We start from the raw sequence: 17,812 nt of genomic DNA on the forward strand, positions 1-17,812 counted from the left end.
GCCATGAACCCCGTCGTCCGCAATGTCTCGATCGAGCCCACAGTCTCCGCCGCGCAGTTTCGTGGTGCGATGCGCCACCTCACCGGCGGCGTCAGCGTGATCACGGCCGGTCGGGGCAAGGGCATTTCGGGAATGACGGTGACCTCGGTGACGTCGCTCTCGGTCGATCCGCCGTCGCTGATCGTCAGCATCAACCGCGCCGCCTCTTCATGGCCGCTGATCGCGCGCCATGGCGCCTTCGGCGTCAACATCCTGACCGCCGATCAGCTCGACATCGCCGAGCGCTTCACCGGCAAGGGCGGCTTGAAGGGCGCCGACCGCTTCACCGGCGCCGAATGGACGACGCGCGCGTCAGGCGTCCCGCTTTTGGTCGGCGCGCTTGCCGCGGTTGACTGCGAGGTCGAGGAGATCATCGAGCGGCACTCGCACGCGATCGTCATCGGCCGCGTGCTCGACGTGATCGCGTCGGAACGCACCGCCGCGCTGGCCTATTGGCACGGCGAATATGTCGCGATCGACCACGAGGAAGACGCCGTCAGGCTGGCCGAAGTCAGCCTGCCGTCGCGTCACGTCCATGCCCGCGGGCCGCGCTAGCTCATGATTGCGGTCAAGCTCGCGGGCGTGTCGATGACGACGGTGCTGCCGCGGACGCTGGACCAGACGGCCTGGATGGTCTGAGCGGTATTGCTGAGCGGGATGCCGGCCACCAGCGTGGTCGGGACACGACCGAAGGATTGTGGGGTCTGCTCGTTGTAGGTGAAGCCTGCGACCACCCCGGACATCACACCGTTGACGGTGATCCCGAAGCTGCCGCCGGGCGTATCGTTGCCTTGGGCGTAAGGGAACGGGATGTTCAGCATGATGATGGCGGTAATGCCGACGCCCTCAGGGAGGGTGATCGAGAGGCCTTTGATCGGGATGAACGAAGCGGAATTGGTGGTCATGGTGCCGCTGGTCTGCGCGTAAAGAGCCATATCACTCTCCAGTTGTTCAAAAATCGAAAACAATGAGAGATTGAGTACGGCAACTGACGCCAGGATTCAAGGATGAAAGGCCGGCGGCGGTACAAGACCTTTAGCCAAGACCTTTAGCCAAGACCTTTTAGCCAAGACCTTCCAGCCAAGACTTTGACCAGGACCTGTCGCGATATGTGGCCGGCGGGTGGTCTGTGGCAGCCTGGCGCGGCAAGTTGGCCGTGGCGCTTTTCCCGGCAAGCGCATTAAAAGCGCCGGAGATTTCGCAGACGTGACGGTTCGATGAAGCGCGTAGGAACCTGGCTGTTCTATATCGTCGGCGTAATCGCCGTCGCTTACCTTGCGCTCTATGCCTATGTGACCTTCACCGGCCGCGACATCACGCCGGGTGATCCGATCCGGATCTTTCGCAAGCCCGACGCGCCCAGCTACTCTTGATCCGAGGCCATTGCGGCGGAATTGCTCCGCCGCTTTCCAGATCTCAGCCGGCGTTCGCCATGCGCTGATAGTCAGGCGCGCCGTTGCCGGCCGGGGTGATCGGGATGCCGCCGTCGGCATATTCGTTCAGCTTGTTGCGCAGCGTGCGGATCGAGATGCCAAGGATGTTGGCGGCATGGGTGCGGTTGCCGAGGCAGTGCTTCAGCGTTTCCAGGATCAAATCGCGTTCGACGTCGGCGACGGTGCGGCCGACCAGCGCGCGGGTGACCTGCTCGGCGGCGAGGGTGGCGTGCGCGACCGCAGGCGCCGTCTTGGCGAGGTCGAGCCGGTCGCCGTCGGGGGTGAGGATCGCCTCAGAACCGATCTCGTCGCCCTGCGCCATCAGCACCGAGCGGTGGATGGTGTTCTCGAGCTCGCGGACGTTGCCCTGCCAGCGGTTCGCGGTCAGGACCCTGCGGGCATCGGTCGAGATCGGGCGGACCGGCAGGCCGTTGGCTTCGGCATATTTCTTGGCGAAATGCTGCGCCAGCTCGAGGATGTCGGCCGGACGATCGCGCAGCGGCGGGATCTTTAGGTTGACCACGTTGAGGCGGAACAGCAGGTCCTCGCGGAAAGTCCCCTCGCGCACCGCTTCCGAGAGGTTGCGGTTCGAGGTCGCGATGATGCGGATGTCGACCGGGACCGGCCTGGTGCCGCCGACGCGGTCGATCACGCGCTCCTGGATCGCGCGCAACAATTTTGATTGCAGCCGCACGTCCATCTCGGAGATTTCGTCGAGCAGCAGCGTGCCGCCGGTCGCCTCCTCGAACTTGCCGATGCGGCGCGCCACCGCGCCGGTGAAGGCGCCCTTCTCATGGCCGAACAGTTCGGATTCCAGCAGGTGCTCCGGGATCGCCGCGCAGTTGATCGAGATGAACGGCCGCTTGGCGCGGGCCGAGCGGGAGTGCACGTAGCGCGCCAGCACTTCCTTGCCGGTGCCGGACTCGCCGGTGATCATGACGGAGGCGTCGGAGCCCGCGATCTGCTGCGCGAGCTTGATCACCCGGCCCATCGCCTCGTCGCGATAGATCAGGTCGCGCGCGTCGTTGGCGACAGCGGCGAGCACGGCTGCGATCAGTTCCGGGTCGGGCGGCAGCGGGATGTATTCCTTGGCGCCGGCATGGATCGCGGCGACTGCGGCGCGGGCGTCGTTGGAGATGCCGCAGGCGACGATCGGCACGTGGATGTGCTCGGCTTCGAGCCGCATCACGAGGTCGCGGATGTCGAGGCCGACATCGACCAGCAGGAGGTCGGCGCCCTTGCCGCCGCGCAGCACGTTCATCGCCTGTTCGGCGGCCTCGGCGTGGGTCACCGAGGCGCCGTTGTCCATCGCGATCTTGGTCGCGGTCGTGAGCTGCCCCTTCAGGGTGCCAACGATGAGAAGCCGCATGATGATCTCCTGTTCGTCTGGTCGCGCAGATTCCGCGCGCTACCGCTGGATTGTTAAGAGCGTTCTGCCTTGATGATTTCGGTCATGGTCACGCCGAGCTTGTCTTCCACCAGCACCACTTCGCCACGCGCCACCAGGCGGTTGTTGACGTAGATGTCGATCGCCTCGCCGACGCGGCGATCGAGCTCGAGCACGGTGCCCGGTCCGAGCTTCAGGAGGTCGCCGACGTCCATCTTGGAGCGGCCGAGCACCGCCGAGACCTGCACCGGCACGTCGAACACGGCTTCGAGATCGGCCGCGATGCGCGCGGCATGTTCGTCCTCGTTGTAGCCGATCTCGTCGATCCCGGGCGCGTCGGCGGCGTTTGAGATCGGGAAGCGGGACGTTGGTGTCGCTCATGGTTCAGCCCTCAATCGCCTTCAACCGGTCTGGTCGCGGGACGCCAGATAGCGCCCGACGAGTTCGTTGATCTTCGCTTCGATCGCGGCGCGCTCGAGCACCACGCCGCCGTCGGCCCATTCGATCCGGCAATCGCCGGTCGCGATCGAAGGCTCGGCCAGGATCACCAGCCGGCCCTGGAAGCCGGAATGCGCCGCCATCCGCTCGATGCCGTCATGCGCCGCCTCGTAGAGCGCGTCGTTGATGCGGACCACGAGATGCGGCGTCGCCACCAGATGCGAGAAGCAGTCGGAGACCAGCGCGGCGATCTCGCCGAGCGGCTCGCGCGCGATCAGCTCGGCGCAGAGCTTGCGGGCGACCGCGACCGCGACATCGACCGCCTCGGTCTCCATCCGCGTCTCGATGCCGGCAAAGCGGGCCGCGATGCCCTTGATCGCGGCGCCGATCTCCTCCAGCGCCTGCGCGGCGCGGCGGTCGCTCTCGACCTTGGCTTCGCGCAGCGCGGCCTCGTAGCCGGCGCGATAGGCCCGCGCCTCGGCGTCGGCGACCTTCTGCGCGACCTCGGCCGGAGTCGGCGCGCGCTCGCGCGAGCGGTCGGGTGCGGAGAAGTCGGTGTCGAACAGGAATTTTGCGGGTGCGGCCATCAGTACACCAGCTCGTCGTCGGCGCGGTTCTTGGTCAGCGTGATCTCGCCGCGGGCGGCGAGGTCCTTGGCGAGGTTGACCAGGAGCGCCTGCGCCTCGTCGACGTCGCGCAGCCGCACCGGGCCCATCGCGGCCATGTCGTCCATCAGCATCTTGCCGGCGCGCGAGGACATGTTGCCGAGGAAGAATGCGCGCACCTCCTCGTTGGCGCTCTTCAGCGCGACGCCGAGCTTGTCCTTGTCGATGTTGCGCATCAGGGTCTGGGCCGAGGCGGAATCGAGCTTGATCAGATCGTCGAAGGTGAACATCAGCGCCTTGATGCGCTCGGCGGATTCGCGGTTCTCCTCTTCCAGCGAGGTGATGAAGCGGGTCTCGGTCTGGCGGTCGAAATTGTTGAAGATCTCGGCCATCACCTCATGGGCGTCGCGGCGGCGGGTCTGCGACAGGTTCGACATGAACTCGCTGCGCAGCGTCTGCTCGACGCGTTCGATGACTTCCTTCTGCACCGCCTCCATCCGCAGCATGCGGCCGACCACGTCGAGCGCCATGTCCTCGGGCAGGATCGCGAGCACCCGCGCGGCGTGCTCCGGCTTCAATTTCGACAGCACCACGGCGATGGTCTGCGGGTACTCGTTCTTGAGGTAGTTGGCGAGCACCTCTTCCTGCACGTTGGAGAGCTTCTCCCACATGTTGCGGCCGGCGGGGCCGCGGATCTCGTCCATGATGCCGGTGACGCGTTCGGCCGGCAGGTATTGCTGCAGCAGCCGTTCGGTGGCGTCGAAATTGCCCATCAGCGCGCCGGAGGCCGACATCCGCGAGACGAATTCCAGCATCAGGTCCTCGACCACGTCGGCCTCGACGGTGCCGAGCGTCGACATATGAACCGACAGCTCGCGGACCTCCTCGTCGTCGAGCATCGACCAGATCTTGCCGCCATATTGCTCGCCGAGCGCAAGCATCAGGATCGCCGCGCGCTTCGGCCCGGGCAGCGGCTTGCCCTTGGCGCGGCCGCTCTGCCGGCTCGCCAGCGTCGAGAGGACGGTGGCGATGTCGTTGGCGTTGGTGGTCTGCGGTACGGCGGCCATCTCAGTTCTCTACCGGCTCGCTGAGCCATTGACGGACGATGGAGACGGTTTCGTTCGGATTGCGTTCGGCGAGCTCGCCGACCCGATGCACGGCCTGGGCATGGACCTGGCCCTGGATCTGGGCGACGTCGATCAATTGCGCCGCGCCGCCGCCGGCGGGGATCAGCGCCTGGCCGGTCGCGCCGGCGCTCTCGGCATGGGCTTCGGCCAGCGCCGGCACGCCGCCACCGGTCAGCGCCGGAATCACGTCGGCCGCGACGATGCGCTTGACCAGCGGGCGGACCACCATGAACAGCACGACGAGACCGAGCATCATCATGACGCCGAGCTCGATGACGTACATCACGTCGTCCTTGGTGAATTGCAGCATGCCGAGCAGGCCGGTGGGCTCGGCGATCGGCTGCGCGGCAGGCGGCTCGGCGAAGCGGAGGTTGACGACCTCGACCTGGTCGCCGCGCTTCTGGTCGAAGCCGATCGCCGAACGGACCAAAGCGGCGATGCGGTCGAGCTGCTCCTTGGTGCGGTCCTGATAAACCAGTTCGCCCTTCTCGTTCTTGGCGTAGCTGCCGTCGACCAGCACCGCGACCGAGATGCGGTTGACGCGGCCGGCTTCGGTCACCTCGGTCTTGGTGGTGCGGGAAATCTCGTAATTGTTGGTTTCCTCGCTCTTCTTGCTCTGGTCGCGGGCGCGAGCGGCGTTGTCCTGGTTCTGGTTGCCCGGCAGCTCGTTGTTGACGGTGACCTGGCCGGAATTGTCGGCGGTGAGGCTCGATTCCTCGCGGGTCTGGGTCGAGCGCAGCACGCGGCCCTCGGGGTCGAACTTGTCCGAGGTCTGGGTGATCTTGTTGTAGTCGAAGTCGGCGGAGAGCTGGACGCGGGCGCGGCCGGCGCCGACCACCGAGGAGACGATGTCCTCGACCTGCTTGCGCATCCGCTTCTCGAAGGCGGCGCGGCGCTCGTCGCCGACCTGGGCATCGGCATCGGATTGGGCGCCGTCGGCGAGCAGCTGGCCGGCCTCGTCGACGATCGAGACCCGCTGCGGCTTCAGCCCGTTGACGGCGGAGGCGACGACGTGGCGGATCGCCCGGATCTGCTGCGGCTCCAGCGCGCCGCGGACCCGCAGCACGATCGAGGCCGAGGGTTCCGGGGTCTCGCGCGAGAACAGCGGCTTTTCCGGCAGCACGAGGTGGACGCGCGCGGCCTGGACGCGGTCGATGGCACGGATGGTGCGGGCGAGCTCGCCCTCCAGAGCCCGCAGATGATTGATGTTCTGGACGAAGCTCGTGGTGCCGAGCGCGTCCGATTTGTCGAAGATCTCGTAGCCGACGCCGCCCCCCTTGGGCATGCCGCCCTCGGCGAGCTTCATCCGCAGCCGCGTCACCTTGTCCTTCGGCACCATGATCGCGGCGCCGTCGTTGCGCAGCTCGAACGGGATCGTCTGGCGCTCCAGCTCTTTGATGATGGCCGAGGAATCCTCGGTCGAAAGGTCGGTGAAGAGGGTGGTCATCTGCGGCGTGGTGACCCGCATGATGACGAAGGCGAAGAAGCCGATCAGGGCCGCGGTGACTGCAACCATGGCCGCGAGGCGGGCCGCACCTAGACCTCTCAGGAAAGCAACCAGACTTTGCACCAACGGCCCCCAGGGATTCGGCCCAAGCGGGTCCGACTGGGCAAATATTGCCTAGGGTATGGTTTCCATATGGTTAACGAAGGTTAAGAACCGCGGCAAAAACGCGGACATGAAAAAAACCGGCTGCGCAAGGCAAAGCCGGTTTTCGTCAAATGCCACAGGATCGGCGTGGGTTTACTGCCGATATTGCTGGATACGGGTGGTGCGCAGTCCGGCCAGACCATGCTGGTCGATCGAGAACTGCCAGGAAAGGAATTCATCGACGGTCAGCGTGTAGCGGCTGCAAGCCTCCTCGAGGGAGAGCAGGCCGCCGCGGACCGCAGCGACGACTTCGGCCTTGCGGCGGATGACCCACCGTTTGGTACCGGGGGCCGGCAAATCCGCAATCGTTAACGGGCTGCCGTCAGGCCCGATGACGTATTTCACCCTCGGGCGATGGGGTTCTGTCATGGCGTACTCACAAACTCTCAACCACTGAACTCGCAAGAGGTAAGCTACGCCTCCCGGTTTAAAATTTGCCTAAGCCCAAGCGTTCAATACGAATCTCGTTGGAAGGGCCGGGAACAGGGGGCGCGAGGGGGCCGATGACTCGCTAGATGGCGGTATTCGCAGGTTCCGTTGGACCGCTGAGCAAGCGGCACCCCTCTCCCCAACCCTCCCCCGCAAGGGGGGAGGGAGCCCTCCGGCCAGTGCGTCCCGCAGTTCTCTTGCGCGCAGCCTGAGTGAGGCGAGCACAGCAGATTGGCTCCCTCCCCCCTTGCGGGGGAGGGTGGGGAGAGGGGTAAGCCCCGGGCGAGATGATCGATCTGAGGCTCGCTTTCACCATCACGGCCTGCACGCCGCGGAATGTGAACGATCGTCGAGCTTCCCGTCTGTTCAACTATCCTTGATCTCGGCGCCGCGCGTAACCGCGCGGCCTCGCGTGCGTAGGAGTGGGTGTCAGCTCACCGCAGGTGGGCGCGCTTGTCCAATCCCTCCGATCCGAGCCCTTGTCATGATGATGAACAGACGCACTTTCTCGACCGCCCTGCTTGCCGGCGCCGCTGCTTCACTGGTGTCCTCGCGCGGCATGGCCGCGACCACGCTACCGGTCAAGGCGCGCAACGTCGTGCTGGTGCACGGCCTGTTTGCCGACGGCTCCTGCTGGTCCGAGGTCATTCCGCGATTGCAGGCGGCCGGGCTCAATGTGACGTCGGTGCAAAATCCGCTGACCACGCTGCCGGAAGCGGTCGCCTCGGCGCAGCGGGTGCTCGATCGCCAGGATGGTCCGACCGTGCTGGTCGGCCATTCCTTCTCCGGAATGATCGTCACCGAGGCCGGCGTGCACCCGAATGTCTCGGCGCTGGTCTATGTCGCCGCGCGTGCCCCCGATGCCGACGAGGACTACACGGCGCTTGCAAAAACCTATCCGACGCCGCCCGCGAGCGCCGGCATCGTGTTCGATGGCGACGAGGGCCGGCTGAGCGAAGAAGCGTTCCTGCGCGATTTCGCCGGCGACCTGCCGGAAGCGAAGGCGAAGGTGCTCTATGCGGTGCAGCAGCCGTTCCACAAGCAATTGCTGGCGGGCAAGACCAGCCACGCGGCCTGGCGCAGCAAGCCGAGCTACTACGCCGTCTCGACCGAGGACCGCACCATCAATCCCGATCTCGAACGCTTCATGGCGAAGCGGATGGGCGCCACCACGATCGAGGTGAAGGCGAGCCACCTCGCACTGATCTCGCAGCCCGACGCGATCGCGCGGCTGATCCTCGACGCCGCGGGACGGTCGGCGTGAGCGTCGTCTCCCCCATGCGTCGATAACGAAACGGCCCCGGGAACGTGAAGGCGTTCCCGGGGCCGCCTAGCGCATGCTCTCAGAGGATATGCGCGCCGTGACTGTTGAGTATTCCGTGATCGCCCGTGAGCGGGATCAGGTCATGGACCACGGCATCGACGTCGACCGGCGCAGTCGTCGTATTGCCGGAGGCAATGTTGCCGGCCGGCGCAGGACTGAGATTGAGTCCGCCGAGCAGATTGCCGACCAGCCCATCCGCTCCGATGCCGCCGAGCGATGGAATGCTGAGCGGGCTGCCGGTGCCGGTCAGTACGCCGAGATCGAGCAGGTGCGGACCGCTCGGACCGACATCGACTGCGTTGACTTCGACGGTGTGGTGGTCGCCCGAGGTCGGCGCGGCGAGGATATCGATCGGTATGCCGTTCGGCTGCGTCGGACCGACGTCGACAGTAACAAGATGGCCGCTGTTCGGGTTGCTGAGGCTGCCGACGATGCCGCCCAGCAATCCGCCATCGCTGGCATTATTGCCGCCATTCGCGGTCACCAGCGGCAGGCTTTGCAGGTCGTGGCCGAGATCCTTGATCAGATTGTCGACGGGATTGGTCGGGTCGTCCTTGCCGTTGACCACGCCGGTCAACAGATCCGCCGGCACGGCATCCAACGCATGCACGGTATCGGTGAGGTCGGCGCCGAGATGCGTCGCGGCGTCGGTCGTATGACCTGCGAGGACTTCTCCAGGCGTGTTGAGCAGGTCGGTCACAAGATTGGAGTGTCCGTCAGCGGCAGGCGCGGCGCCGAGTTGTCCGAGCCCGATTGCGCCGGCGAGGCTGGTGACGTCGTGAACCGCGTTGTCGAGCCCGGCCTCGTGCCCGATCGCGGTGAGAAGACCGCTCGCATCGAACGCGGCGCCGTTGACCGCGTTCAGCACGGGTTGGAGCAGTCCGCCCTGTCCCGCGAGCACCAGGCCGCTGTCCTGGCCGAGACTACCCGGCACCGCGCCAATCGCATTCACGGTATCGGTGAGATCGGCGCCGAGATGAGCCACAGCGTCGGACGCATGACCCGCCAGCACTTCGCCGGGCGTGTTGAGCAGGTCGGTCAGGAGATTGGAGTGTCCGTCGGCGGCGGGCGTCGCGCCGAGCTGTCCGAGCCCGATTGTGCCGGCGAGACCGGTGACGTCGTGGACCGTGCTGTCCAGTCCGGCCTGCTGTCCGATCGTGGTGAGAAGACCGCCCGCGTTGGACGCGACAGCGTTGACCGGGTCGAGCACGGGCTGGAGCAGCCCGTCATGTCCGGCGAGCACCAGGCCGTTATCGAGGCCGGGCAATCCGCCGTTTCCCGAACCGCCACCCGACGTGCCGCCGCCTGAGGAGCCGCCACCCGAAGTGCCGCCATCCGATCCGCCGCCGGCGGACGTGCCGGTACCCGAGCCACCGCCGCCCGAAGTGCCACCACCCGCGCCACCCGCCGAGCTGCCGCCGCCCGAGGCGCCGGAGCCGCTACCCGACGCGCCGGAACCCGATGATCCCGTCATGCCGCCACCGCTACCGCCATCCGCGCCGCTACCGCCCGCCGATTGTCCAGATGATCCGGAGCCGCCCGATCCGGACGAGGAGCCTCCGGTAGAGGCCGCCTGTGACGGCGGCGCGCCCATGGCTTCATACTGATCAGCATACGCATTCGGGTCGCTCATGTGGTTGTCTCCGTGTTGCGTCTAACCGGAAGCAAAAACCGAAGCTTGCGCGGAATGGTTTCCGCGCCGACGCACGTGCGCCGGATCGTGGCAAATGACCGATGTCCGGCACGATTCAAGTTTTCATCAAGGGCGATGCGTTGGTCGCGGAGCGCTATCGACCGACGGGCCGCCCGCTCTTCATCGTTGGCCCGGTGTCGGCCGCCAGGAAAGGTCGTCGGACCACAGGTAGATTGCGATCGCTGCGAGGCACAATGCGATACCGATCCAGAAAACCGGTGAATGGTGGATGGGGCGTCGATCGCTCGGAGCCGGCTTCATTCGATGTACTCATCGCGCGGAAGTATTGAGAGTGTCGCTCGGGCAGGACCTCCCTTGCAAGACATCCTTTGCAAATGGCCCCGGGCACGCCGCCGTCGCGGGTGCGCCGGTTGCAAAGCAGAGTGAGCTTGATCTCGGCGTCTGCGTGCGCAACGCATCAGTGTTGCGAAGGACCCCAACGTCATGGCCAATATCGACCACACGCAAGGGACCAATACGATCGCCGCCAAAGGGCGGCGCCGAAGCGCAGCAGAGTGATAGAAGCGTTAGCCGAAGCGCATTAACGCATTCAGGCTGAAATATTTCCCGTAAACCTACGGGTGGTGCTGCACTGCGGCGCATTGATCTACATTGTCACCTGTCTGGACAGCTAAATCCGCCGTCGGTAACCTCAAGCAATTTGGGGGAGGACGATGGCCCGTGCAGATCAACCTGCAAACGCCCCGAAATTGAACGCGGGTATCATCTCAATCGTTTCTCGTGCTCGACATTATTTCAAGAAGTTCGGGACAGTCATTGCGTCAATCGCTGCGGTCGGTGCCGTGGTCGGAGGGCTCGCCGGCTATTGGCGCGCATGGGACGCCCTAAGCAGTCATAGACGCGGAGAGCCGCCGAAAGCTGCACAGTCTCCGTCATTGATTGTCACCAAAGGACCCGCGGTTGCGGTATTGCCCTTCACGAACCCGGCCAAGGTGGTGCCGCTCGATCCCTTCGCTGACATCATGACGCAACAGGTTGCGTCGTCGCTTGGTAAGTTCAGTACGCTACGTATTACCCCTCGTGCGCTGTCCGCGAACCTCTCAAAGGAGGGAAACGCGATCGAGGCGGCTCGCAAGGCCGGGACCGACTATCTCGTGACCGGTGAGGTCCGCCCGATGGGCGATGGCGCCCGCGCCAACATTCAGGTTGCCGATTTGCACACAGGCGCCGAACTGTGGTCGAAGTCTTTCAATGCGACTTCCGAAGGCGTGCAGACAGACACGGATGCCTACGAGATCGGCGATGCCGCCGCGGCTCAAATCGGGGGCTACCCTGGGCCAATCCTGAGCGCGGACTACACGAAACTCCAGAACAAGGCAGTCGCGGAATTCAGCCCATACGAGTGCATCGTCTATGCTATCGCGGGAGCCGCGAACGGCTCGTCATCGGACATTCTCAAGGGGCTGGAATGCTCGAAGCGACTGACAGAGCAACAGCCGAACAACGCGCTTGGATGGGCCGCACGCTCTAACGTTCTTTATACGCAGAGATTTCTGGCGGCTGGCTTGCCAGCCGAACAAGTCACTCACGCCGAGAAGCGTCTTTATCTGAATGAGGAGATTGTACGCACCGCCGCGCGGGCAGCAGAGCTTGCGCCGGACGATGCATATGTGCGGAGAGCCTACGCCCTCGCGATTGGGACCAAGTGTCAAATCGATCTGCTCAGGCAGGAGGCCGGCAAGGCCCTCGCACTCAATCCGAACGACGCTCGGTCGCTCGGAACGCTGGGCATGCCTCTGGCCTTCATGGGTGACTGGGACGAAGGTGCCGCAATGGCCGAAAAGGGCATCCGCTTGACGGGCCCCGGCGCTTCGTTTGCATGGTGGTACGTGCCGGCCAAGCGCCATTGGTGGAGAGGCGAATACCAACAATCAGTGGAAGATTTTCGGCATGCCTATCTCGAGGGATTTTGGCTCAGTCATCTCGATCAGGCGTATGCCCTGCCATTTCTCGGTCGGATCGACGAAGCAAAAGCGGAAGTAGCAAAGCTGCTAAAGCTTAGGCCCGACTTTACCATCCGTGAGGCGGACAGCTTCTACCGCATGTATTGCTTCTCGCCCGAATACATCGAGAAGATGAACGGCGCGCTTCGGCAAGCAGGGCTGCCGGAGTGAGGGAAACGGAATGACATCTGAGCGTTCGCTGTTCGCTCTGAATGGATGGTCTTAGGGCCTATCGGGGCCGGCCGCATTCGGGCCGGCATGTTCTTGGTCAGCCAATGCCCACGATGCGCAAAGCGCCCGCGCAATTCCCGCGAAGCCGGACGTCGGATTGGCAGAATGCAGCGAAACCTGAGTTTAGCTCGAGCCCGTCGCGCCGCGCACCACGCGCTTGATCTTGTCGGTGGTGTAGGTCTGGCCGCCGATCGAGAGCAGCGGCGGCGAGGCGGTGAGGTCGACGGAGTCCACGACCCCCTGAATCTCGGTCGAGATGGCGAGGTCGTTGCCCTTGGAATCCTTGCCGGTGGCGGTCAGCGTGTAGGTGCCGGCCGGCCATTGCGTGCCGTCATTGCCCTTGCCGTCCCAGACGAAGCTGGCGTTGCCCTGCTTCAGGTTGAAATTGCCGGAATAGGCGGTCTGGCCGGTCGAGCTCGTGATGGTGATGGTGGCGCTGGTGGCTTGCGGGGACACCAGATTCCAGGTCGCGGATTTGTCGAACTGCGTCTTGCTGCCGTCGACGGCCACCGTGTTGCCGACATAGACCAGCGCCTGGGTCGACTCCGCGCTCTTCTCGATCGCGATCAGCTGCTTCAGCTGGTCGTTGGATTTCAGTTGCTGCTCGACGCCGGCGAACTGCACCAGCTGCTGGGTGAACTGGTTGGTGTCGAGCGGATCGAGCGGGTTCTGGTTCTGCAACTGCGTGGTCAGTAGCGTCAGGAAGGTCTGGAAATTGTCGGCAATGCCCTGCGACGAGGTCGTCAGGCCGCTGCTGCTGCTTCCGGAGCTCGTTCCGTTGTTGGTGCCCGGTGCTGAGACGACGGGCGTCGGCATGGTTGCATCGACTGCCATGGTGAACTCCTTACACTCTGATATCGACGCCGCCGAGGGCGCCGGTTGCGCGGCCGTAGGAGCGGCCTGCCACTGCGGCGGAAGCGCTGTCTTCCTCGGTGACGATCAAACGATGGACGTTCGGATTGGACTGGCCATTGTTGTTCTGGCCCGACTGCGACTGGTCGCGCAGGCTGAACTGCAATCCGCTGTTGCCGGTCGACAGGCCCGCGTTGTCGAGCGCGCGCTGCAGCTGGTTGGCGTCCTGGCGCAGCATCGACAGCGTCTCGGGGCGTTCGACGGTGAGATGCGAGGTCACCTGGCCGTTGCGATCGACATCGATGCGGACATCGATGCGGCCGAGCTCGGCGGGGTCGAGCCGGATCTCGAAGCGGCTCTTGCCGCTCTTGGCGGAAGCTGCGATCTGCATCGCAAGCCCGCTGAGCGGCACGGCGGCGTTTTGCGCAGCGTTGGTCACGGTCAATTGCGCCGTCGCAGACGGCGTCGTCTGGCTGCTCGCCAGTTGGGCCTGGAAGGTATTTGCCGCCTGCGCGCTCGGATCGGGCGCCGTGAGCTGGGTCTGCGCGGCCGCCTGGCCGCCGACCGTCGGCGCGGCATTGCCGTCACCCTTCGCATCGGACTTGATGGCATCGGCGGCACCGTCGGCGGCGGCCTTCGCCTTGCCGGCAACCGCGGCCGATTGCGCGACCGCGGGAACGATGTTGGTCGGGGCAGCCTGTGCGGCGTTGTTGCTGCCCTGGGCGGCGCTGTCCTGGTCGGCAGGCGCCGTCGCAGCCGCGTCCTTTGCTGCAACCTGCGCCTTGGTTTGCGGCGTCGTCTTGGTGGCGGGCGTTCCGGCGGCAACCGTGGCGGCGAGCGTCGCATCGCCGGTCGCTGTCGCTGCGCCCGAAACGGTTGCTGCATCGGGGGTGATGACCTGCGCCTCGGTCTTGACGCCGGCGGCCTTGGCGACCTTGTCGGCATTCGCCGTGGTGGTCGCGGCGGTTGCGGTGTCGGCGCCGGCCGGCGCACCGGTGCCGGCAGCCGCAGCAGTGCCGGCGATGGCCGAGCTTGCCGCGATGGCCGCAGCTGCGATCGCCAGCGGCGCAGCGGGTTGATCGGATGGCGTGGTGGCCGTTGGCGCCGGAGTAGTCGCCGGTGCGGCCGGGGGCACGATCACCGCACTGGCTGCTGCCGCAGCGGACGGGTCGGTCTGGGCAGCGGTTTGCGTCGTAGCCGACTTGTCGCTGGTGGATTGCGTATCGGTGCTCGACGTCGAGTCGTCCGACTTCGATTTCGACTTGATCTTGCGCGGCGCGTCGGTGTCGCTGTCGTCATCGACCTTTTTGTCATCCGACGGTGTGCGGTCGGGGGCCGGGCTGTCGTCGCGGGAGCGCGCGTCGGTCGTCGAGGGCGAATCGTCGGACCGGCGCGCGGGCGCCGGTTGCGAGTCGTAGCGGCTGCCGTCGCTGCTCGACGCAGCGTTGCTGTCGACCAGCGCGGCAAAGCCGTCGTTCCCCGCCTGCAAGGCGGGATCGGGCCGCGCCGACCGCTGCGTCGCGCCCTGAAAAGACCGGCCTGCCAATGCTTCCGACGTGACGCTGACCACTGCCAACCCTCGCAAATGAGACTTCCGGCGTTTTGTCAGCAAGGAGCGGGCCAATCAGGCGGTATGGAAAATTATTAGTTGTTTCAATTGGTTGCATGTTGTCCTGGCAACCAGGAACCGGTTCCCGACAGGTCTCCTTTTTGCCCGGCGGCAAGAATTGCCCTCCACGCGCCGCAAGGCACGGCTTGCGCGGATTGCCTCCCCGGAATACGGCCTATATTAAAGGTGGCCTCGAGCCGTCCCGAACCGACCGACCCGGCCTTGGACGTGTTCTAAGGCTCTCTGGATAAAGACTTTTTCCAATTTCGTCGCGGAGCGCATAAGCTCGCCGCGACAGTGACCAATGACCGCTTAGAGATGCTCAACAGTCTGGATCTTGAAGGCCGCCCTGAAGACACACGGATCGTCGTTGCCATGTCCGGCGGCGTCGACTCGTCGGTGACGGCTGCGCTGTTGAAGTCGCAGGGCTATGACGTGGTCGGGATCACGCTGCAGCTCTATGACCATGGCGCCGCGACCCATCGCAAGGGCGCCTGCTGTGCCGGCCGCGACATCCACGACGCGCGCAATGTCGCCGAGCGGATCGGCATCCCGCATTACGTGCTCGATTACGAAAGCCGCTTCAAGCAGTCCGTGATCGACAATTTCGCCGACAGCTACGCGCTCGGCGAGACGCCGGTGCCGTGCATCGAGTGCAACCGTTCGGTCAAGTTCCGCGATCTGCTCGCGACCGCGCGCGAGCTCGGCGCGCAGGCGCTGGCCACCGGACATTATGTCGCCTCGCGCCGGCTTGCCGACGGATCGCGCTCGCTGGTCTGCGCGGCGGATGCCGATCGCGACCAGAGCTACTTCCTGTTCGCCACCACGCGCGAGCAGCTCGACTTCCTGCGCTTCCCGCTCGGCGACATGACCAAGCCGCAGACCCGCGAGCTGGCGCGGCGCTTCGATCTCGAGGTCGCCGACAAGCAGGACAGCCAGGACATCTGCTTCGTGCCGACCGGCCGCTATACCGACATCATCGGGCGGCTGAAGCCGAATGCGATCGCGCCGGGCGACATTGTCGATCTCGCAGGCAACGTCATCGGCCAGCATCAGGGCATCGTTCATTTCACCGTCGGCCAGCGCAAGGGTCTCGGCATCGCCTCCGGCCATCCGCTCTATGTGATCAAGCTCGATGCGGCGACGCGCCGGGTCGTGGTCGGACCGCGCGAGGCGCTGCGGATGGATCGCATCGCGCTGCGCGACGTCAACTGGATCGGCGACGGCGCGCTGGATCGCGTGATCGGCGATGGCATCGAGATCTATGTGCGTGTGCGCTCGACGCGCGCGCCGCAGCCGGCATGGTTGCGCGCCGCCGGTGGCGGCTACGAGGTCGAGCTCGTCGCAGGGGAAGAGGGCGTGTCGCCCGGCCAGGCCTGCGTGTTCTACGATGCGCCGTCCGGGCAGGCGCGTGTGCTTGGTGGCGGCTTCATCAGGAGCGCAAGCGCGAGCCGCGTCATGCGGGCCGCGACGCAGGATGCGATGGCGCCGCTCGCGGAAGTGGTTCGCGGCTAGCGCATGATCCGGAAAAGTGGGTACCGGTTTTCCGCGGCGATCATGCGCAAACAAAGGTGAGTTCGGGGCAGGGGATGGCTGGGGACATCGACCGCGAGGGGGTCGAAAAGGCGTATGGCCGCTGGGCACCGATCTACGATCTCGTGTTCGGCAAGGTGTTCGATCAGGGCCGGCAGTCGACGATCGCGGAAGCCGACCGGATCGGCGGCCGCGTGCTCGATGTCGGCGTTGGCACCGGATTGTCGCTGTCGGAATATGCGCGTACGACGAAACTGTGCGGCGTCGATATTTCCGAGCCGATGCTGCGGCGGGCACTCAAGCGCGTGCGTGTGCAGGGCCTCAGCAATGTCGAGACGCTGGCGGTGATGGATGCCAAGAATCTCGCCTTTCCGGATTCGTTCTTCGATGCGGTGGTCGCGCAATACGTCATCACCGCAGTGCCCGATCCCGAAGCGACGCTCGACGACTTCATTCGCGTGCTGAAGCCCGGCGGCGAGTTGATCCTGGTCAATCACATCGGTGCCGAGAGCGGCCCGCGCCGCGTCTTCGAGCTCGCCTTCGCGCCGCTGGCGCGGCGGCTCGGCTGGCGTCCGGAATTTCCATGGGAGCGGCTGACCAATTGGGCCGCGAAGCATGGCGGCGTTAGCCTTGCGGAACGACGGCCGATGCCGCCGATGGGGCATTTCTCGCTGATCCGTTTCCGCAAATCGTGAGGCTGTGGCGATTTTGACCGGGAACATCGGCGCGCCGTTCCGGTTTTCCCGTCATGAGGATCAATCGAACACTCGTTTTGTCCTGTGTGCTGATGCTGGCGCCCGCTGTTGCAGCGGCGCAGGCGCCGCCGGCGCCCGCCACGCCGCCGGCACAGACCGCGCCGCCGGCTCCGGCGCGCGCCGCCGCGAATTGCGCGCCGCAACAGCCCTCGCATCCCGGTGCTGCGGCGCCGGAGGGAACCACCACTGGGAAAGGCGCCCAGCCGCTGGGCGACAAGCTCGCCAAATCCGACGGCGTGCTGTGCCCGCCGGCGGGCGTCGATCCCGAAATGCGGGCGCCGACCCCGCAGGGCGGCAACACACCGGTGATTCCGCCGCCCGGCAGCCCCGGCGGCGACCCGTCGGTCAGGCCGAAATAGCCTCTCGCTGCAATAAGTTGCAGCTGCGTCCGCCTTTGCTTGACAGGCGCGCATCGCACTCTTTATATGCCGCGCGTTCGCCGCTGCGGCTGCATGCCGCCGATCGCGAACCTATGGCGGGGTAGCTCAGCTGGTTAGAGCACGGGAATCATAATCCTGGGGTCGGGGGTTCGAGTCCCTCTCCCGCTACCAACTTTCCCCTATCCGGCCCGGAGATACAGGTCACAGGTCGTACCTAAGACCGGTCGTACCTAAGACATGGGTGACAGCCTCGTGCCGAACGGGTTGTCGAGGGGTTGCAAGGCTTCTGCTCCGGGTCGAAGTATCCGACATCATGGTGCATGAAGCTTGCGAGCCAAATGCCATCATCAGCCTTCGCGTGC

General features: G+C 65.4%; 16 protein-coding genes, 1 tRNA gene and 1 pseudogene. 8 read left to right on the forward strand and 10 right to left on the reverse strand.

The window, feature by feature from the left end:
* Window positions 1-3: 3 nt before the first annotated feature.
* Window positions 4-594 carry a flavin reductase family protein gene (locus tag ACVILL_RS22060; protein ID WP_456730961.1) on the forward strand — a complete coding sequence of 197 codons (591 nt, stop codon included), beginning with the start codon at window positions 4-6 and terminating at the stop codon, window positions 592-594.
* Here ACVILL_RS22060 and ACVILL_RS22065 read toward each other — a convergent pair.
* On the reverse strand, window positions 591-974 hold the full coding sequence (locus ACVILL_RS22065; RefSeq protein WP_456730962.1) for a hypothetical protein: 384 nt from the start codon (window positions 972-974) through the stop codon (window positions 591-593). The two genes, ACVILL_RS22060 and ACVILL_RS22065, sit on opposite strands and share 4 nt — an antisense overlap.
* 282 nt (window positions 975-1,256) lie before the next feature.
* Here ACVILL_RS22065 and ACVILL_RS22070 point away from each other — a divergent pair, with 282 nt between their 5' ends.
* Window positions 1,257-1,412 carry a hypothetical protein gene (locus ACVILL_RS22070; RefSeq protein WP_456730963.1) on the forward strand — a complete coding sequence of 52 codons (156 nt, stop codon included), beginning with the start codon at window positions 1,257-1,259 and terminating at the stop codon, window positions 1,410-1,412.
* Window positions 1,413-1,455: 43 nt separating this feature from the next.
* Here the strand turns inward: ACVILL_RS22070 and flbD are convergent, their stop codons facing one another.
* From flbD to sciP, 6 genes and pseudogenes are all read right to left on the reverse strand, one after another.
* On the reverse strand, window positions 1,456-2,841 hold the full coding sequence (gene flbD / locus ACVILL_RS22075) for a sigma-54-dependent transcriptional regulator FlbD (protein WP_456730964.1): 1,386 nt from the start codon (window positions 2,839-2,841) through the stop codon (window positions 1,456-1,458).
* A 53-nt stretch (window positions 2,842-2,894) separates the two neighbouring features.
* A pseudogene (gene fliN, locus ACVILL_RS22080) lies at window positions 2,895-3,240 on the reverse strand (flagellar motor switch protein FliN).
* A 20-nt stretch (window positions 3,241-3,260) separates the two neighbouring features.
* Window positions 3,261-3,884, reverse strand: a complete 624-nt coding sequence (locus tag ACVILL_RS22085; RefSeq protein WP_456730965.1) for a FliH/SctL family protein — start codon at window positions 3,882-3,884, stop codon at window positions 3,261-3,263.
* Window positions 3,884-4,969: a flagellar motor switch protein FliG gene (fliG, locus tag ACVILL_RS22090; RefSeq protein ID WP_456730966.1), complete on the reverse strand. Its 1,086-nt coding sequence runs from the start codon at window positions 4,967-4,969 to the stop codon at window positions 3,884-3,886. Before fliG ends, ACVILL_RS22085 begins: the two co-directional genes overlap by 1 nt.
* Before the next feature lies 1 nt (window position 4,970).
* Window positions 4,971-6,599 (reverse strand): flagellar basal-body MS-ring/collar protein FliF, encoded by a 1,629-nt coding sequence (gene fliF / locus ACVILL_RS22095; RefSeq protein ID WP_456730967.1) that lies wholly within the window; start codon window positions 6,597-6,599, stop codon window positions 4,971-4,973.
* Between the two features lie 174 nt (window positions 6,600-6,773).
* A complete protein-coding gene (gene sciP / locus ACVILL_RS22100) occupies window positions 6,774-7,049 on the reverse strand; it encodes a CtrA inhibitor SciP (protein WP_002714638.1) in 276 nt (91 codons plus the stop codon).
* A 544-nt stretch (window positions 7,050-7,593) separates the two neighbouring features.
* Here sciP and ACVILL_RS22105 point away from each other — a divergent pair.
* Window positions 7,594-8,373, forward strand: coding sequence for an alpha/beta fold hydrolase (locus tag ACVILL_RS22105; protein WP_456730968.1), 780 nt, complete (start codon window positions 7,594-7,596; stop codon window positions 8,371-8,373).
* 79 nt (window positions 8,374-8,452) lie between these two features.
* Here the strand turns inward: ACVILL_RS22105 and ACVILL_RS22110 are convergent, their stop codons facing one another.
* The gene (locus tag ACVILL_RS22110; RefSeq protein WP_456730969.1) at window positions 8,453-10,066 is read right to left on the reverse strand and encodes a hypothetical protein; all 1,614 of its coding nucleotides are present in this window, start codon (window positions 10,064-10,066) and stop codon (window positions 8,453-8,455) included.
* Between the two features lie 734 nt (window positions 10,067-10,800).
* Here ACVILL_RS22110 and ACVILL_RS22115 point away from each other — a divergent pair.
* A complete protein-coding gene (locus tag ACVILL_RS22115; protein WP_456730970.1) occupies window positions 10,801-12,261 on the forward strand; it encodes a tetratricopeptide repeat protein in 1,461 nt (486 codons plus the stop codon).
* 183 nt (window positions 12,262-12,444) lie between these two features.
* Here the strand turns inward: ACVILL_RS22115 and ACVILL_RS22120 are convergent, their stop codons facing one another.
* Together ACVILL_RS22120 and ACVILL_RS22125 are read right to left on the reverse strand one after the other, a co-directional pair.
* Complete coding sequence (locus ACVILL_RS22120; protein WP_456730971.1) at window positions 12,445-13,155, reverse strand: flagellar hook assembly protein FlgD; 711 nt, start codon at window positions 13,153-13,155, stop codon at window positions 12,445-12,447.
* A 10-nt stretch (window positions 13,156-13,165) separates the two neighbouring features.
* Window positions 13,166-14,743 carry a flagellar hook-length control protein FliK gene (locus tag ACVILL_RS22125; protein WP_456730972.1) on the reverse strand — a complete coding sequence of 526 codons (1,578 nt, stop codon included), beginning with the start codon at window positions 14,741-14,743 and terminating at the stop codon, window positions 13,166-13,168.
* A gap of 357 nt (window positions 14,744-15,100) precedes the next feature.
* Between ACVILL_RS22125 and mnmA the strand changes: the two genes are divergently transcribed.
* From mnmA to ACVILL_RS22145, 4 genes are all read left to right on the forward strand, one after another.
* Window positions 15,101-16,297, forward strand: a complete 1,197-nt coding sequence (mnmA, locus tag ACVILL_RS22130) for a tRNA 2-thiouridine(34) synthase MnmA (RefSeq protein ID WP_456730973.1) — start codon at window positions 15,101-15,103, stop codon at window positions 16,295-16,297.
* 74 nt (window positions 16,298-16,371) lie between these two features.
* Window positions 16,372-17,010, forward strand: coding sequence for a class I SAM-dependent methyltransferase (locus ACVILL_RS22135; RefSeq protein ID WP_456730974.1), 639 nt, complete (start codon window positions 16,372-16,374; stop codon window positions 17,008-17,010).
* 53 nt (window positions 17,011-17,063) lie between these two features.
* Window positions 17,064-17,429: a hypothetical protein gene (locus tag ACVILL_RS22140; protein ID WP_456730975.1), complete on the forward strand. Its 366-nt coding sequence runs from the start codon at window positions 17,064-17,066 to the stop codon at window positions 17,427-17,429.
* A 115-nt stretch (window positions 17,430-17,544) separates the two neighbouring features.
* Window positions 17,545-17,621: transfer RNA gene (locus ACVILL_RS22145), tRNA-Met, on the forward strand.
* Window positions 17,622-17,812 lie beyond the last annotated feature (191 nt).

The organism is Bradyrhizobium sp. USDA 3364, from assembly GCF_054056355.1.

Bases quoted from the DNA above. Each gene is read 5' to 3' on its own strand.
- ACVILL_RS22065 (WP_456730962.1), bottom strand. From the start codon at position 974: ATGGCTCTTTACGCGCAGACCAGCGGCACCATGACCACCAATTCCGCT.
- sciP (WP_002714638.1), bottom strand. From the start codon at position 7,049: ATGACAGAACCCCATCGCCCGAGGGTGAAATACGTCATCGGGCCTGAC.
- ACVILL_RS22140 (WP_456730975.1), top strand. From the start codon at position 17,064: ATGAGGATCAATCGAACACTCGTTTTGTCCTGTGTGCTGATGCTGGCG.
- ACVILL_RS22085 (WP_456730965.1), bottom strand. From the start codon at position 3,884: ATGGCCGCACCCGCAAAATTCCTGTTCGACACCGACTTCTCCGCACCC.
- ACVILL_RS22120 (WP_456730971.1), bottom strand. From the start codon at position 13,155: ATGGCAGTCGATGCAACCATGCCGACGCCCGTCGTCTCAGCACCGGGC.
- ACVILL_RS22110 (WP_456730969.1), bottom strand. From the start codon at position 10,066: ATGAGCGACCCGAATGCGTATGCTGATCAGTATGAAGCCATGGGCGCG.
- ACVILL_RS22060 (WP_456730961.1), top strand. From the start codon at position 4: ATGAACCCCGTCGTCCGCAATGTCTCGATCGAGCCCACAGTCTCCGCC.
- ACVILL_RS22135 (WP_456730974.1), top strand. From the start codon at position 16,372: ATGGCTGGGGACATCGACCGCGAGGGGGTCGAAAAGGCGTATGGCCGC.
- flbD (WP_456730964.1), bottom strand. From the start codon at position 2,841: ATGCGGCTTCTCATCGTTGGCACCCTGAAGGGGCAGCTCACGACCGCG.
- fliG (WP_456730966.1), bottom strand. From the start codon at position 4,969: ATGGCCGCCGTACCGCAGACCACCAACGCCAACGACATCGCCACCGTC.
- ACVILL_RS22105 (WP_456730968.1), top strand. From the start codon at position 7,594: ATGATGATGAACAGACGCACTTTCTCGACCGCCCTGCTTGCCGGCGCC.
- mnmA (WP_456730973.1), top strand. From the start codon at position 15,101: ATGCTCAACAGTCTGGATCTTGAAGGCCGCCCTGAAGACACACGGATC.
- ACVILL_RS22070 (WP_456730963.1), top strand. From the start codon at position 1,257: ATGAAGCGCGTAGGAACCTGGCTGTTCTATATCGTCGGCGTAATCGCC.
- ACVILL_RS22115 (WP_456730970.1), top strand. From the start codon at position 10,801: ATGGCCCGTGCAGATCAACCTGCAAACGCCCCGAAATTGAACGCGGGT.